Source organism: Micromonospora sp. NPDC051296, from assembly GCF_040682255.1.
In the GTDB taxonomy this organism is placed as follows: Bacteria; Actinomycetota; Actinomycetes; order Mycobacteriales; family Micromonosporaceae; genus Micromonospora; species Micromonospora craterilacus.
On record NZ_JBFBAO010000159.1, the window covers coordinates 1 to 14,366 of the forward strand.

Sequence of the window (14,366 nt, forward strand, 5' to 3'; positions counted from 1 at the left end):
CATCGTTACTACCTGGCCGATGCCGTCTTCCTGGTCGTACTCGAAGGCGAGGATGCCGTTCAGATCGACAAGATCCAGCATGCGTTGCGGGCACCGGTCTGGCCGCTGTTCCTGGGCCGACGCGCATTTCCGCCAGCCCGTCCACTGGTTGCCAACGGCCATCACGACGAGGCACGCACGGGCCTGGGGCTGACGGATCAGCCGCTGGAGTGGGTCCTCGCCACCCATCCGTGGCTGGAGGACCGGCCTGAAGTCCGCACCGCCGAGCGGAGGCGCACCGACCGGGAGCCACTGCGAACGGTGATCGACTGCGACCCAGCAGACCCGGTCGCCGAGCTGCGGGTGGACGTGCCCCTGTCATTCACGTCCGACGACCGTCGGTACGCCGCCCGCACGGTGCGCTCGGGATCCGTACCGCTGACCGACGAACTGATCAACACGAAGGACACCCCGTGTACCTCAGCAAGTTGACGGTCAACGTGTACTCGCGGGACTTCCGCCGGGACCACGCCGACCTCCGACACATGCACCGGACCGTCATGTCCGGATGGCCAGATCTGCCGAACGGCATCCCCGCACGTCAGTCCCAGGCCGTACTTTGGCGGCTCGACAGCGTCCACCGCGGCTTCGTTCAATACGTGCAGAGCGACTCCAAGCCCGACTGGAGCCGCTTGGCCGGTGACTACCTCACGGAGCCGGCCCAGGTGCGCAGCCTGCAACCGCTTCTCGACGCCATCACCGCTGGACGGCGCTTCGCGTTCCGCCTGGTAGGAAACCCGACCCGTAGCGTCGTCCGTCCCGCCGACCGGAAACAGCCAGTACCCGAGGGCGCCAAGCGCCCACGCGGCATGCGGATCGCCCGGCATAAGCCCGAGGAACAGATCGAGTGGCTGATCCGGAAAGGGAGCCAGCATGGCTTTGTGGTGCCAACCGCATACAACGGCCAGCCGGACGTGTCACCTTCACCGTGCCTCACCCAGGCCGGGCAACCCCGCTCCGGTGATCGAGGTCCGATCACCATTCAGCCGGTACGGTTCGAGGGGCACCTGATAGTCACGGATGCGGACGCCTTCCGCGCAGCCGTACGGCAGGGCATCGGCCACGGAAAGGCGTACGGCTGCGGGCTGATCAGCCTCGCCCCGGCCCGTACGGCCTGAGGCTACCTGGGATGCGTATGACTCCGCCGGCAGCGACCCGGTCAGCTACGTGCTGCCGGCGGCGCACGCCTGCCTGTGCGGCATCGTGCACGCCGTCATCGTCGCCGTCGAAGCATCCGTCCGGACTCGGCTGCGTGCACACCGACCACGACCGATCCTTCGTGTACGACGTTGCCGATCTCTACAGGCTGACATCACCATTCCGGTCGCGTTCGACATCGCCGCCAGTGGATCAACCGACATCGGTTCAGACACCCGCCGCGCCGTCCGTGACCGAGTCCACGGCGGCACACTCCTCGAACGATGCGTACGCGACATCCGGAGCCTGCTGCTCAGTCCCGGTCCCAGCGGACCCATCGATGGCGAATGGCTTGACGAGGAGTCGGAGATCGACGCCCTACGCCTGTGGGACGAGGACGGCTACGAACTCGCCAGCGGACGCAACTACGGCGAGGAGGTGGACTTCTGATGACCGTCATCATCCTCACCGCCTGCCCCGAGGGTCTGCGCGGACACCCGACGCACTGGCTGCTGGAAATATCCGCCGGCGGGTACGTAGGACACGGCAACAGCCGGATCCGACAGCGCCTCTGGGCCAAGGTCGTCGAAATGGCCGGACCGGGACGGGCGCTGCTCGTCCACCAGCAGCCGGGTGGGCAGCGGCTGTGCTTCCAGGTCCACGACCATCACTGGCAGCCGGTGGACCTCGACGGCATCACCCTGATCCGCCGACCCACCGACCGTACGACCTGCAACGCCGCCCTGCCCGGAGTCTCGAGTAAGCCTCGAGCCGTCGACGCTTCGGACGCTGCACCCGGGACGGTGACACCTCGGCGGCAAGCCCGAGGCAAAGTGAACGAAAACCGGATAGTTGATCTCCGGAAGCCCAGGTCAGAAAGGCTGCTCCCCGTGCACGCGGGGGTGATCCCCGATCCGCAATCACGTCTGCCGGATCGTCCACTGCTCCCCGTGCAAGCGGGGGTGATCCCAGCATTGCGACGTAGAGCAGCAGAATCAACCACTGCTCTCCGCGCACGCGGGGGTGATCCCGCCGGCTGGAGGACGTTGCGCCACAGCCACGTCTGCTCCCCGCGCACGCGGGGGTGATCCGCCCGTCGGGGTCATCCGCTCGGAGACCGCCGTCTGCTCCCCGCGCACGCGGGGGTGGTCCTCAGCTAACTACGTGCCAGGCTCCGCAGGGTGGCTGCTCCCCGCGCACGCGGGGGTGGTCCCACGTCAGCGTTGACGGTGTGCGCGTACCTTGACTGCTCCCCGCGCACGCAGGGGTGGTCCCGCGCCGATCGGCCGGTGACTAACGCGGGACGTCTGCTCCCCGCGCACGCGGGGGTGATCCCCGAGCGCAGCGACGCATGGCGAAGTGACTCGGCTGCTCCGCGGCCGGCAATCGAGTGGTCGGTGGCAGAGTTGACCCTGTACTCGGGCTGACCCCTGGCGCTGAGATCGCGCCTTGGGTGGGCACCGGGCCGCTCAGGCCCGCCTTCTCATGACCTCGAACAGGCTCGAGAAGCTGTCGGCGCCGTGGCCGTCGGCCGCCCGGCGGTCGAGCAGGCCCCGCAGCGGCGTGTGGACGTCTGAGTCGAGTCCCTGAAGCCGGCTGGCCAGAACGAGGTTGCCGACCGCCGCTCGGTTCAGGTCGATGGACGATACCCCCTGGGTGTAGTCGCCGGACTCAATCTCGTGGGCCAGTTCGGTCATGAAGGCGATCATGCCCTGCAACCATTGGGACGCCAGTGGGACGAATTGGGATGGGCTGACGTCCGCGGTGTCAAGCAGCGCGAGGCTGTGCAGGAAGCCGGCCAGGGCCGCGTAGCCGGTACCGAGTAGACCCAGGTCCCAGAGCTCCGCCACCGCCGGGTCGGTGCCGAGATAGTGGCTCGTGGCCAGCGTGTCCAACACGCCGCGATGGAGATTGAACGCCGCGTCCGATCCGCTGTAGAGGAAGAAGGCGTCAGGCGTGGCCACGGTCTGGGGGACGGCCATCATGGCTCCGTCGAGGTAGCGGATGCCATGCTCGGCGGCCCACGCCGCCATCGTGCGAGCCTCGTCCGGGCTGCCGGTGGTCAGATTCACGAGCGTACGACCGGCGTATGCCTCGGGACTCGTGCCGAGCGTGTGTCGAACCGCCTCGTAGTTGGAGAGTGCGACGATCGCGATGGGACTGGCCAGTACCGCGTCCTCGGCCGTTGCCGCCCGAACGGCACCCAATTCGAGGAGGCTTCCGTCCTTGCCCTCGCTCCGGTTCCAGACCGTGGTGCGGTAGCCGGCCGCAAGTAGCGCCGTCGCGAGGGCGGTACCCATCCGGCCAAGGCCGAGAACAGCCACATTGTCGGACTCGTTATGGATCGGTGGGTTATTCGTCATGCGGCTAAGCTAGACCTTGACGTGGACGTCAGAGTCCACGCTCGGTGGGGGAGATCACATGCGCATCGGTGAGCTGGCTCGCCGCACCGGGATCAGCGAGCGAGCGCTGCGCTACTACGAGGAGCAGCGGTTGCTGCAGCCGGCGCGACGTCCGAGTGGCTACCGCGAGTATCAAGAGACCGACGTGCGCCGGGTCCGTAACATCCGGACGCTGCTCGCGTCGGGTCTGAACACCATGACGATCGCGGAGGTCCTTCCTTGCATGGTGGAGGACGGCGAGATGCTCGTACCGGCCTGTCCGGAGCTGTCGCCCATCCTGATCCGGGATCGCGACCGGATCGACGCCGCAATCGAGGACCTGCAGGTCGCTCGCCGGATTCTGGACGCCATTATCACCGCCGCCAAGCCTGCCAACCCGGCGCCCTCGCAGGACTGCCCTCTGGCGGGGGTGGCCTGAGAGGTTCGGCATCAAACCAAACCCTCCTCGGACGGACCGCCGGCCCCGGCGTCCATCCGGTTGATAATGCCGACGCCGCCGAATTGTCCCTCGGCCGCCGTCACTCCAGCGAGGTGGCGATCTCGACCGCCTCGGTCATGGTCAGCTGGCCTTCGAGGCGGTAGCTCACCCCGCCCTCCTCCCAGATCAGGGTCGCGGCGGCGAGCCGGGCACTCTCCTCGCGGACCGTGCCGGAACGGTCCACGTACGACACCGGGTGTGGGCCGCCGACCCACACCGCCTGCTGACCGCCGACCTGGGTCCACTCCGCCCCAGCCCCGCCGGCCTGCTTGAAGAAGACCGGATCGAGCCGGCCGTCGAACGCGTCGAGGCGCAACTCGCCTCGGTAGAGCAAGGTCGCCACCCGGTGGCTGCCGGTGCCGTCCGGATCGGCCACCAGCACCCGCTCGGGCGGGCCCAGTTTCGTCGGCACCCTGATCGGGAACCGCACCGCGCGCTGCGCCTCCTCCAGCTCGGCGGAACGCTGCGCGGGCAGCGGCGACGGGGACCCGGTCGGCAGGACCGGCTCGGACGACGTGCTGATAGTGATCCCGGCGAAGCGCAGCAGCCCGGTCACCGCGTCGGCGAGCGCCGCCCGGCCGGGTGGCAGCAGGGCGATCAGTAGCGCGGCCAGAGCCGCGGCGACAGCGTACCGCCATCGGCGCCGCCACCACCGCGGGCGTGCCGGAGCGCTGCCGGGCTCGGCGGCGAGCCGGGCGCGGACCTGGGCCGTCACGTCGGGTGGTTCGGGTGTCTCCAGCCACGCGGACAGGTCGCGCAGCTCCCGCTCCAGGTCATCCATGTCGGCTGACCTCCTCGGTGGCGAGCAGGCCGCGCAGCTTCACCAGGGCCCGGGAGGTCCGTGACTTGACCGTGCCCCGGGGCCAGCCCAGCATCGTGACGGTTTCGTCCTCGCTCAGGTCGAGGAAGTATCGGCAGACGATCACCTCGCGGTCCTTCGACGGGAGCGATCGCAGGGCCCGTACCAGCGCGGCCCGGCGCTCCCCGGCGAGGACCGCGCCGACGGCGTCGTCCTCGACGATCTCCGAGCCGGGGTCCACCCTTGCCGCCCGCAGCGCCAGTCCTTGGCGGCGATCCCGCGACCGGTGCAGGTTGCGGGTTTCGTTGGCCACGATCGCCAGGAGCCACGAGCGGAAGGACGAGTCTCCGCGATAGCGGGAGAGCTTCCGGTACGCCTTCACGAACGCCTCCTGGATGACGTCCTCCGCATCCGAACCCGCGCCGAGCAGCACCGCGGTCCGGTACGCGGACGCGGTGTGTCGGGCGACCAGGAGTTCGTACGCCTCCCGGTCACCGGCCTGCGCGCGGGTGACGAACTCCTCGTCGTCCAGTGGTACCTCCGGTGGGATCACTGTCATGACACCACCCGCGCGGCCGGGGTTCCATCCCGGCGGAACCTTAATCCGACGAGCGGTGTCACCCGGTCATGATGCCGAAGGCCACCATTTCCCGCCGTACCCTGCTGACCGCGCTGGCCGGCGCGGGCGTCGTCGCGCTGGCGGGCTGCGAGGCCGCCCGCGGCACGGCGGCCACCAATTCCGGCGTCCAGCTGCCGGACCCGCTGCTGGTCGACCTCGACGGCGGGCTCGGCGTGCTGCGCGGCGCCGATCGGCAGACCATCCCGCACGCGGTCGCCAGCACCGACGGGCGGCTGGTCTACGCGAGCGCGCCCGACGGCGCCGACACCGCCTTCTGGCGGATCGACGCCGCCACCGGCGCCACCTCCGACCGGGTCAAGCTGCCCGGCCGCTGGGTGCCGCAGACCGTCTCCACCAACGGTACGACCGTGGCGCTGACCACCGAGGAGGTGAGTGCCACCAAGGAACGCCCCGCTGGGCGGGACGTCACCCCGGTGCTGATCGCCGACGCCGGTGGGGTCCGGCAGCGGCTGCGGCTGCCGGGCAACTTCGTCCCGGAGGCGTTCACCACCGACCTCGCCGGGCTGTTCGTCCTCGAATGGTTGCCGCCGAACGCGCCGGACCGCTACCGGGTCCGCGTCGTCGACCTTGCCACCGGCAAGCCCGAGCCGCTGATCACCCGGAACAAGGTGCCGATCCCGCCCGGCGCGGAGGAGGAGATGCGCGGCGACGGACGTCAGGCGGTACTCGCCCCGAACCGCACCGTGCTCTACACCCTCTACACCCACCAGCCGGACCACCAGCACACCCGGGACCGGATCAGCGGGCGGCCGGGCAGCGACGTGCACGCCTTCGTGCACACCCTGCACCTGGAGCAGCGCTGGGCGTACTGCGTCGACCTGCCGCACCCGTTCGGGGAGGGCCCGGCCGAGGGGCACGCGATGGCGATCACCCCGGACGGCACCCGGCTGTTCGTCGTCGACGTCACCTCCGGCACCGTCGCAGAGATCTCCACAGAGGAGCTGACCGTACGCGGCACCGCCAAGCTCGCTGCCGCCACTGGACCCGCGTACGCGGCGGCCGACCGCGACCGGTTGTTCGTCGGTGCCGGCTCGCAGGTGCGGACCGTGGCGCTCGATGGCCTTGCCGCCGGCGTTGAGTGGCCGGTCCGCGAACCGGTCACCGGTCTCGTCCTCAGCCCCGACGGCAGCCGCCTCTACGTCGGCCAGCACGCCGCGGTGAGCTGGCAGGACGCCACCACGGGCAGCGAGCTGGGCCGCGCCGCCGTGCCCGGCCTGGTGGGGCTGCACGGCCCGGCCCTGCCGGCCTGACAGCGAGGGCGGACCAGGTGCAGGCAACCGGCCAACAGACTTTTGCACTTGGACATTTGCCGGCGAAGATGCGCATTCAGCCGGAGCGGGGTAGCGGCGACCACTTCCATCTGACAACATCGCCCGCAACCCAGTGATCTGGTTCGATGAGGGAGGGCAAATTGACCCTGTCGTCCGCTGTTCGCACGGTTGATAGATCCCTGTTGAGGGTCGAGGTCGACGGGCCGACGACGGCCTTGTTCGAGACGCCGTGGACCGCGCATATCCGGTACTCGCCCAAGTACGGCCGTTCGAGCTCGACCAAGGAGATGTGGGCGCTCGAACTCGCGTCCCTGAACTCGCTCAACGCTGGCGTGGAGTCGGTCGGCGGCCGCGAGCGCGAGCGCTTCACCATCGCGGCGGGCGAGCTCGTGATCTTTGACTGCACCGATCCGTCGGACGCCCGTTGGGCGGCACTGCTGGGGCCGTGGCACTTCGCGCACGCGCTCTTCTATGAGCCGCAGTGGCGGACGTCGGACATCGTCGAGACGTTCAGCAGGCTGCAGTGGACTGACACGCCGGAGGGCATGACGGCGCAGCCGGGCAAGGCTCATGCCCTCGAGCGCTCGATCTACCTCAACGAGGTCCCCGGCGTGGGGACACTGTTCGTCGAGAACAAGAAGGTCGCGAGCCGGCAGGTGCCGCAGTGGAAGGGTTACAGCGCCGAGGCGGGGGAGATCTGGCGGCTCGCCAAGCCTCCGACCGGTGAGCTGGAGCCGCTGCTCTACGTCACGGAGAGCGCGGTGGCGACGCTGTCACCGTGGAGCGGGACGACCTCAGCGCAGTTCCTCGACACCGCCTTCGACTTCCTGAAATCGATCAAGCGCATCGACTGGGCGGCATGATCGGATGGACCCGGTAGTAGGAACCATCATCCTTCTCACCGTGCTCGTCCTGCTGCTGTTCGCGGCCGGGGCGGGGCTCTACCGCCGGGTGCGCGAGCTCGAACTGGCTGTCTATCACGGTGTCGGGCAAAGTCTGGTCGGAACGAATACAGCGAATGCGCTGCAACCCCTGGCGACCACGGGCAAGACGACGGTGATTGTGAAGGTGAACCGTCGCTGCCCGGTTTGCGACGACCTTCTCGGCGGCGTCGCGCGTATAGCCCCTGGGCTTGGAGACGGCATTCAACTGACCGTGCTCTCGGATGACCCTCAATTCGACAAGCCGCTGCCCGAGAACGTGCGCGTTGTCAAGGACGCCGACGCCTGGCGGGCGCTGACCGTGCCGTACGTGCCCGCGGTAGTCATCGTCAGCGCGGATGGCGTGGTGCTCCACACCGAGCCGGGTGGCTCCGTCGAATCGTTCGAGGCCACCGTGGAACGCGCCACAACCATCGGAAAGGAGACCGTACGATGACAGACGTCAGCCGGAGCCGGGTGCTGGAACTGGTACCCAGCGCCGTGGAAGCTCCCGCTTCGTTCGAGCCGACGAGGATGATAGACAAGCGGTCGGCGATGAGCCGGCGGCGGCTGCTCGGCATCGTTTCCGGTGCCGCAGTCGCATCCGGTCTCGGCGTCTTCGACCTCTTGCCGTGGTCGCGGCCGAAGGGCGCGTTCGCGGCCGCCTACACGGAGTACGGCGACTGCCGCGGTTACTACCATTCGAGTACGATCTGCTATCCGTCGACCGCCCTTTACAGTGGCAACTGCTCGGGGTCGTGGCACCGCAACGACGGAATGTCCGGAACCTGCTACAACTACCGCTACACGCACGACCCGTCCAGCTGTGACGGCCACAACGCCTGGCGCTGGACCACCGGCACCAAACGGAAATGCTCCGACGGCTATTACGAGTACGCCGACTGCGGCGGTGGCCGGGTGTCGCGGTTCTCCATCTGCCGTACGGCCATTTGATCCCACGTATCGATGGAGAAGACCAGCTCCCGATTCGGGGCTCTGGTGCCAGGTCTGGCGGTTCTGGGTGTCTTCGAGACCGCCAGCCTGGCGCTGTCCGCCAAAGGCTATGACGTCGCCGGCTTCACGTGGCTGGTCGCCGCATTAGTGGCCGCCTTTTCGCTGTCCGGATCCGTTTGAAGCCTGAACAGCGCCTGGGCGCTGTCCTCGTCGGTCCGGCGAGGGAGAGACGGATTCGGATTTGTCCTGGGTCTTTTCCTGGGCGGCATCGCCACCGCCCTTGCCCTGGTGGTCGTGGGGTCGGTGCTGCGCGCGCCGATACCCGAGGCCGGACGGCAGTACGCGGTACTGACCGTGGCGGCCGTGCTGGTCGTTCGCGAGTTCGGCGTGTTCAAGTTCCCGATCCCGCAGAACGCCCGGCTGGTGCCGCAGTTCGTCACCCGCATTCCGTTCTGGGGCGCGGTGCAGTTCGGTGCGGAGATGGGCACCGGGATGCGGACGTACTCGCCAACGGGGTTGCCGCACATCGTCGTGGCCGCCATCGTGCTCTGGGCGTCGTGGGGTGAGGCGATCGCAGCGGGCACGGGATTCGCGCTCGGACGCGCGCTGATGCTGCTGATCTTCCTCGCGGCTCGGAACAAGGAGGGTGCCGACGCGGCGTTTGAGAAGGGGATGCCACGGCTGCGTCCCGTCTTCGCGACGCTGCTGGCACCCCTGATCGTGATGCTGGTGCTGCTGTGGTAGACGACGCGGCCGGGTGGGTGCGGTACGCCCTCGCCGTCACTCTGCTGGTGGCCGCGGGTGCGAAGGCGAAGGATCTCGGGCCGTTCATTGGCAGCCTGCGCACCTATGGCCTGGGCGGACGGTCGGCCACGGTGGCCGCCTCCATGATCATCGTCGTGGAGGTGGCTGCCTCGGCCGTGTCCTTCGCGGCGACGAGCGACGTGGTCGCCGGAACTGTCTGCGCCGTGCTAGGGCTGCTCTTCACCGCGGCGCAGACCTACCTGCTGGCCACCGGCCGGCGCGTGTCCTGCCTCTGCTTCGGTGCGCAGTCCGCCGACCACGTATCGGGGCACACCTGGGCGCGGGCAGCCGCCGTACTGCTGGGTGGTTTGTTCGTCGCCTTCGCCGGCTCACCGGCGAGGGCTACGGATGCGCTCACCGTCGCCGGTGGCGTCCTGCTTTTCGCAGCGATGGCCATCGCCGACCGGAGCCTGCGTACCCGCAGGAATCAGCTGGTGTGACGCATGAGGATGGCCGCCCCCGCGCGGAGTCGGCCATCCTCAGGCGCGGACGATGCTCATCGCGACCTGCTTGAGCGTCTCGACCAGCACCCGGCCATCGCCCATGACCGAGATGACGGCCCCGTCGTCGGTGGTGATGACGACGTCGTGGTTGGTGGTCTCTGTCCCCGAGTGGGCCACCAGCTCGGCCCGGCCGAGCGGCACGTCGAACGTCTCGAGCAGATTCAGGCCGGCCGTGCGCGAACCGGCGAGCCATTCGGTGATCAGCTGCGGGCCGGCCGCCGGTGTGGTCCGCTCCGGCCTGAGCACGGTGAGCCACATCGCGGAGCCGCCGTTGGCTCGCTCGTACCGCCGGGTGGACACGCTGGCGGTCGGATCGCCGGAACCGGGTGCGGCGGCGTCGTCGCGGAGGCGGTTCTCGGCCACGGCAAAGGTGGCGACACTGTCTTGCGGGTCGGCTCGCAAACCCTCCGGCAGGAAACCGATCCGGAAGCCGTCGAGAGGGAGGCCAGCCACGCTGTCCGAGGCGGATGCCGACGCGGCGGGCGGCAGTGTTGCGGACGGGCTTGGCCCGGTGACCAGGTTGACGGCCAAGACGGTGGCGCCGACGGCGGCGAAGACCCCGGTGGTCAGGGCGGCCGCTCGTGCCGCCCGGCGGCGGCGGACCCCGTGTCGCACCCGGGAGACGAGATCCTCGGTCAGCGGAAGGTCGAAGTCGGCGTCGGCCAGCGCGGCCAACTCATCCGGGCGGTTCTCGGACACGGGACTCACCTCTCTGAGGCCAGACGAGCGCGCAGCGTCGAGAGGCCACGCGACATTTGGGAGCGGACGGTCGCCTCGGTGCAGCCGAGCAGCTGGCCGATCTGGTGGTCGGGCAGGTCGGCGAGGTAGCGCATGGCGATCGCGGCGCGCTGCTTGGGCGGCAGGGACCCAAGGATCTGCCGGATCACCGCGGCGGAGTCGACGGCCGCGAGTTCGGGGTCCTCCCTCGCGCTCTCGGGCACCCGTTCGACGGGTATGGCCTTCCGGCGCCGACGTTCGTTCAGGAAGACGTTGACCATGGTGCGTTGGGCGTACCCGACGGGGTTGCCGTCATCGCGGAGCCGCGACCAGGCCAGGCCCACCCGGATGAGCGTTTCCTGAGTGAGGTCCTCCGCCGCTGCCCGATCGAGCGTCAAGACGTGCGCGAAGCGCAGAAGCCCGGCGCCGGACTCCCGGAGGAACGACTCGAACCCCGAGCCGCGGGACGGAAACCCTGGAACGTTCACAACCTGATTACACGGCAGCGGACCGATTCTGTTGCATCCGCTCCCGAATGCGTGACGCGGCTGAGAACGTTCGTGGTCAGAGCACTAAATATCGGTCTGACCCACCTGTTGGTCCGGCGGTTCGAGGAGGCGTTGCAGCAGTAGCAAGCCGCTCTTGAGGTCGGCGCTCTGGTCGAGCAGCCACTGGGTGCTGAGGCCGTCGGCCGCCGCGAGGACGAGCGAGGCCGCCTCCTCCAGGGGGATGTCCGACCGTACGCTGCCCGCCGCCCGACCTTCCTCCAGCAGGGTCACGATCTCCCGCCTCAGGTCGGCGTACCGCTCGGAGAAGTGTGCCCGTGAGCGGTCGTTGCCGGCCTCCAGTGCGTGGGCCACCATGCTGTTCAGCAGGGCCATCAGCCCCGGTACCCGCATGCTGTGCTCGGTCGATCGATGGATCAGGTCGACGAAGGTGCCATCGCCGTCGTACGGGGCGTCGAGGAAGCGGCGGTCGTGCTCCCGCAGCACCTCGATGAAGAGCTGCTCGCGGGTGCCGAAGTGGTGCTTGAGCACCGGATGCGTCACGCCGATCGCCTCACCGATGGCTCGCAGCGAGGTGCCCTCGAACCCCAGCCGGTCGTAGACCGCCAACACCTCGTCGATGATCTGCTGCCGCCGCGCAAGTCCCTTGGCGTACGGTCCCCGCTTCGGTGAACCCTCCTGCCTGCTGGGCGGGATGCCCGGTGGATCCGGGTCGGTCATGGCATACCTCCAAGGCGATCGGCCGGCCGGTGGAGCGCGACCTGTTCGATCCTATGACCACGGCCACAAAAATATCCACGCGGATATTTTCAGGTTACCCTCTCCTCCAAGCGATCGAGCGACCGCAGAAGGAGACGGCATGGCATGGCAGTTGTTCAGGCTCGGACGCTGGTCGTTCCGACGCCGATGGACCGTGACGGGAATCTGGGCGCTGCTGCTTCTCACCATCGCTCTCGGGGCGGCGACCCTGTCGGGAAAGACCAACGACAGCTTTGAATTGTCTGGCATCGAGTCGACGCAGGCGTTCGACCTGATCAGGGACCGCGATCCGGGAGCCGCGCCGGACGGCGCGACTGCGCGGGTGGTGTTCCAGGCCCCGAACGGTGAGTCACTGGCAGACCCGGCCAACCAACAGGTCGTGTCCGACGCGCTCGTGGCGCTGAGGACGGGCCACGTCGTGTCGATCGTCGACCCGTTCACCGCGGGGACGATCTCCGAGGACGGCCGTACCGGCTTCGCCTCAGTCAGCTACGACCGAAGCGCGGTCGATCTGTCCCAGGCGGACCGGGCGGCCCTCGAAGCTGCCCGTGATGTCGCCGAAGAGGCAGGGCTGACGGCCACCATCGGCGGAGACGTGCTCGGCGTGGAGATCGGCGGGGCCATCGCCGAACTCATTGGCATCGCCATCGCCTTCGTGGTGCTGGCCCTCACCCTCGGGTCGCTCGTCGCGGCCGGGATGCCGCTGCTGACCGCGCTGGTCGGCGTCGGCATCGGGATGACCGCCATCGCCGCCCTGACCGGCTTCGTCGAGCTCAGCACCACCACCCCCGCGCTCGGCACGATGCTCGGGCTGGCCGTCGGCATCGACTACGCGCTGTTCATCCTGTCCCGCTATCAGGCCGAGGTACGCCAAGGCCGCCCGCTGGAGGAGGCGGCCGGCCGCGCCGTGGGCACCGCAGGCTCAGCGGTGGTGTTCGCCGGCCTCACCGTCGTCATCGCACTCGTCGGCCTCGCCGTGTGCGGCATCGGATTCCTCACCGAGATGGGCCTGGGCGCAGCGTTCACCGTCGCCCTCGCCGTACTCATCGCGCTCACCCTGCTGCCCGCACTACTCGGTGTCGCCGGCACCCGCGTCACGAAGCGAAATCCTCGCGCCGCGACGACGCACACCGCCACCAACGCCACGCACACCGACGCCGATTCGAGCCCCGAGGAGCCACGCACGCTCGGGCGCCGCTGGGTCGAGAGCCTTGTCCGGCTTCGCTGGCCCGCACTCGTAGTCGGGATCGCGGCCGCCGCCGTGGCCTCGATCCCCGTAGCCTCCCTGCAACTCGCGCTGCCCGACGACAGCACCAAGCCCGCCGGCAGCGACGTACGCATCGCCTACGACCTCATCGACGAGCACTTCGGTGCCGGAGCCAACGGGCCGCTGCTCGTCGTCATCGACACCAAGGAAGCCCCGGACCCGGCCGCCGCGGTCGCGACCGCCACCGAGCGGCTTCAGACGCTCGCGAGCCAAGACGACTCCAACATCGCCGCCGTGATCCCGGCCATCACCAGCGACAGCCCGCAGGCGCAGCAGGCCCACGCGCAGCAACTCGACACGACGCAGTACGCGACCCTCACGGTGATCCCTCGCTCCGGACCGTCGGACCAGTCCACCAAGGACCTGGTCGCGGACATCCGAGACACGCTGTCCGACCTGCCGGACCAGAGCGGAGCCCGGGCACTGGTCACCGGCGTCACTGCCGTCGGCGTCGACATCTCCAACGAGCTGACCGAAGTGTTCCCGCTCTACCTCGCCGTCGTCGTGGGGCTGGCTCTCATCCTGCTCATCGCGGTGTTCCGCTCGATCTGGGTGCCCGTGAAGGCCGCGCTCGGCTTCCTGTTCTCCGTCGGCGTCTCCCTGGGCGCGACGGTCGCGGTCTTCCAATGGGGCTGGCTCAACGAACTCGTCGGTCTCGACACCACCGGCCCGGTGCTGTTCCTGCTGCCGATCCTGCTCACCGGCATCCTGTTCGGCCTGGCGATGGACTACGAGGTCTTCCTCGTCACCCGCATGCGAGAGGCCTACGTCCACGGCACTCCAGCACGCCAAGCGGTCATCGACGGATTCGCCCACAGCGCCCGCGTCGTGGCCGCCGCGGCCCTCATCATGGTCGGCGTGTTCGCCGGCTTCACCCTCACCGACGACATCATCCTCAAGACCATCGGTTTCGCCCTCGCCATCGGCGTCCTCGTCGACGCGTTCCTGGTCCGCATGCTCATCGTGCCCGCCGCCATGCTCATCCTCGGCCGGCGCATCTGGTGGATGCCCCGCTGGATGAACAAGCTCGTGCCGACCCTGGACGTCGAAGGCGAGGCACTCACCCAACACCTGGCACCACGTTAGCCACCCGACCGGTGCTTGGCGTTGACCCGGTCTGACCGCAAGACCGGCACCGACGACGGCGAGGCGGTGATCGCCTACTTCGGC

Annotated in this window: 19 protein-coding genes; 13 read left to right on the top strand and 6 right to left on the bottom strand. The window is 68.9% G+C overall.

Annotated features, from left to right (window positions below):
- The 4 genes from AB0M52_RS17980 to cas2e all read left to right on the top strand — a co-directional run.
- The coding region (locus AB0M52_RS17980; protein WP_363954568.1) for a type I-E CRISPR-associated protein Cas5/CasD at positions 1 to 471 on the top strand (471 nt) is incomplete at its 5' end.
- An 8-nt stretch (positions 472 to 479) separates the two neighbouring features.
- A complete protein-coding gene (gene cas6e / locus AB0M52_RS17985; protein WP_363954616.1) occupies positions 480 to 1,157 on the top strand; it encodes a type I-E CRISPR-associated protein Cas6/Cse3/CasE in 678 nt (225 codons plus the stop codon).
- A 49-nt stretch (positions 1,158 to 1,206) separates the two neighbouring features.
- Positions 1,207 to 1,626 carry a hypothetical protein gene (locus AB0M52_RS17990; protein WP_363954571.1) on the top strand — a complete coding sequence of 140 codons (420 nt, stop codon included), beginning with the start codon at positions 1,207 to 1,209 and terminating at the stop codon, positions 1,624 to 1,626.
- Positions 1,626 to 2,264 carry a type I-E CRISPR-associated endoribonuclease Cas2e gene (gene cas2e / locus AB0M52_RS17995; RefSeq protein ID WP_363954574.1) on the top strand — a complete coding sequence of 213 codons (639 nt, stop codon included), beginning with the start codon at positions 1,626 to 1,628 and terminating at the stop codon, positions 2,262 to 2,264. Before AB0M52_RS17990 ends, cas2e begins: the two co-directional genes overlap by 1 nt.
- Before the next feature lie 381 nt (positions 2,265 to 2,645).
- On the opposite strand, the gene AB0M52_RS18000 is transcribed toward cas2e, so the two are convergent.
- Positions 2,646 to 3,539, bottom strand: a complete 894-nt coding sequence (locus AB0M52_RS18000) for an NAD(P)-binding domain-containing protein (RefSeq protein WP_363954576.1) — start codon at positions 3,537 to 3,539, stop codon at positions 2,646 to 2,648.
- Positions 3,540 to 3,597: 58 nt separating this feature from the next.
- On the opposite strand from AB0M52_RS18000, the gene AB0M52_RS18005 reads away from it, so the two are divergent.
- Positions 3,598 to 3,996, top strand: coding sequence for a MerR family transcriptional regulator (locus AB0M52_RS18005; RefSeq protein ID WP_363954579.1), 399 nt, complete (start codon positions 3,598 to 3,600; stop codon positions 3,994 to 3,996).
- A 100-nt stretch (positions 3,997 to 4,096) separates the two neighbouring features.
- Here AB0M52_RS18005 and AB0M52_RS18010 read toward each other — a convergent pair whose 3' ends face one another.
- Positions 4,097 to 4,837, bottom strand: coding sequence for a hypothetical protein (locus AB0M52_RS18010; protein ID WP_363954582.1), 741 nt, complete (start codon positions 4,835 to 4,837; stop codon positions 4,097 to 4,099).
- Positions 4,830 to 5,414, bottom strand: coding sequence for an RNA polymerase sigma factor (locus tag AB0M52_RS18015; protein ID WP_363954585.1), 585 nt, complete (start codon positions 5,412 to 5,414; stop codon positions 4,830 to 4,832). The genes AB0M52_RS18010 and AB0M52_RS18015 overlap by 8 nt, the downstream gene beginning before the upstream one ends.
- Positions 5,415 to 5,485: 71 nt before the next feature.
- Here AB0M52_RS18015 and AB0M52_RS18020 point away from each other — a divergent pair, with 71 nt between their 5' ends.
- From AB0M52_RS18020 to AB0M52_RS18050, 7 genes are all read left to right on the top strand, one after another.
- The gene (locus AB0M52_RS18020) at positions 5,486 to 6,745 is read left to right on the top strand and encodes a hypothetical protein (RefSeq protein ID WP_363954588.1); all 1,260 of its coding nucleotides are present in this window, start codon (positions 5,486 to 5,488) and stop codon (positions 6,743 to 6,745) included.
- A 161-nt stretch (positions 6,746 to 6,906) separates the two neighbouring features.
- Positions 6,907 to 7,629 (top strand): hypothetical protein, encoded by a 723-nt coding sequence (locus AB0M52_RS18025; RefSeq protein WP_363954591.1) that lies wholly within the window; start codon positions 6,907 to 6,909, stop codon positions 7,627 to 7,629.
- Between the two features lie 40 nt (positions 7,630 to 7,669).
- Positions 7,670 to 8,143, top strand: coding sequence for a hypothetical protein (locus AB0M52_RS18030; protein ID WP_363954594.1), 474 nt, complete (start codon positions 7,670 to 7,672; stop codon positions 8,141 to 8,143).
- A 20-nt stretch (positions 8,144 to 8,163) separates the two neighbouring features.
- Complete coding sequence (locus tag AB0M52_RS18035; protein ID WP_363954597.1) at positions 8,164 to 8,640, top strand: hypothetical protein; 477 nt, start codon at positions 8,164 to 8,166, stop codon at positions 8,638 to 8,640.
- 12 nt (positions 8,641 to 8,652) lie between these two features.
- Positions 8,653 to 8,820 carry a hypothetical protein gene (locus tag AB0M52_RS18040; protein ID WP_158566327.1) on the top strand — a complete coding sequence of 56 codons (168 nt, stop codon included), beginning with the start codon at positions 8,653 to 8,655 and terminating at the stop codon, positions 8,818 to 8,820.
- 108 nt (positions 8,821 to 8,928) lie between these two features.
- On the top strand, positions 8,929 to 9,384 hold the full coding sequence (locus tag AB0M52_RS18045; protein ID WP_363954599.1) for a hypothetical protein: 456 nt from the start codon (positions 8,929 to 8,931) through the stop codon (positions 9,382 to 9,384).
- Positions 9,378 to 9,884, top strand: a complete 507-nt coding sequence (locus AB0M52_RS18050; protein ID WP_363954602.1) for a MauE/DoxX family redox-associated membrane protein — start codon at positions 9,378 to 9,380, stop codon at positions 9,882 to 9,884. Before AB0M52_RS18045 ends, AB0M52_RS18050 begins: the two co-directional genes overlap by 7 nt.
- A 39-nt stretch (positions 9,885 to 9,923) precedes the next feature.
- Here the strand turns inward: AB0M52_RS18050 and AB0M52_RS18055 are convergent, their stop codons facing one another.
- The 3 genes from AB0M52_RS18055 to AB0M52_RS18065 form a co-directional block, all read right to left on the bottom strand.
- Positions 9,924 to 10,646, bottom strand: coding sequence for a hypothetical protein (locus AB0M52_RS18055; RefSeq protein ID WP_363954604.1), 723 nt, complete (start codon positions 10,644 to 10,646; stop codon positions 9,924 to 9,926).
- Between the two features lie 5 nt (positions 10,647 to 10,651).
- On the bottom strand, positions 10,652 to 11,152 hold the full coding sequence (locus tag AB0M52_RS18060) for a SigE family RNA polymerase sigma factor (protein ID WP_363954607.1): 501 nt from the start codon (positions 11,150 to 11,152) through the stop codon (positions 10,652 to 10,654).
- A gap of 84 nt (positions 11,153 to 11,236) precedes the next feature.
- The gene (locus tag AB0M52_RS18065; RefSeq protein WP_363954610.1) at positions 11,237 to 11,890 is read right to left on the bottom strand and encodes a TetR/AcrR family transcriptional regulator; all 654 of its coding nucleotides are present in this window, start codon (positions 11,888 to 11,890) and stop codon (positions 11,237 to 11,239) included.
- Here AB0M52_RS18065 and AB0M52_RS18070 point away from each other — a divergent pair.
- The gene (locus tag AB0M52_RS18070; protein WP_363954613.1) at positions 11,889 to 14,282 is read left to right on the top strand and encodes an MMPL family transporter; all 2,394 of its coding nucleotides are present in this window, start codon (positions 11,889 to 11,891) and stop codon (positions 14,280 to 14,282) included. The genes AB0M52_RS18065 and AB0M52_RS18070 overlap by 2 nt on opposite strands.
- The last annotated feature ends 84 nt before the right edge of the window (positions 14,283 to 14,366 follow it).

Excerpts from the sequence above, each read along its gene's own strand:
- AB0M52_RS18015 (WP_363954585.1), bottom strand. The coding sequence starts at position 5,414 with ATGACAGTGATCCCACCGGAGGTACCACTGGACGACGAGGAGTTCGTC.
- AB0M52_RS18065 (WP_363954610.1), bottom strand. The coding sequence starts at position 11,890 with ATGACCGACCCGGATCCACCGGGCATCCCGCCCAGCAGGCAGGAGGGT.
- AB0M52_RS18010 (WP_363954582.1), bottom strand. The coding sequence starts at position 4,837 with ATGGATGACCTGGAGCGGGAGCTGCGCGACCTGTCCGCGTGGCTGGAG.
- AB0M52_RS18000 (WP_363954576.1), bottom strand. The coding sequence starts at position 3,539 with ATGACGAATAACCCACCGATCCATAACGAGTCCGACAATGTGGCTGTT.
- AB0M52_RS18020 (WP_363954588.1), top strand. The coding sequence starts at position 5,486 with ATGCCGAAGGCCACCATTTCCCGCCGTACCCTGCTGACCGCGCTGGCC.
- AB0M52_RS18040 (WP_158566327.1), top strand. The coding sequence starts at position 8,653 with ATGGAGAAGACCAGCTCCCGATTCGGGGCTCTGGTGCCAGGTCTGGCG.
- AB0M52_RS18070 (WP_363954613.1), top strand. The coding sequence starts at position 11,889 with ATGGCATACCTCCAAGGCGATCGGCCGGCCGGTGGAGCGCGACCTGTT.
- AB0M52_RS18005 (WP_363954579.1), top strand. The coding sequence starts at position 3,598 with ATGCGCATCGGTGAGCTGGCTCGCCGCACCGGGATCAGCGAGCGAGCG.
- cas2e (WP_363954574.1), top strand. The coding sequence starts at position 1,626 with ATGACCGTCATCATCCTCACCGCCTGCCCCGAGGGTCTGCGCGGACAC.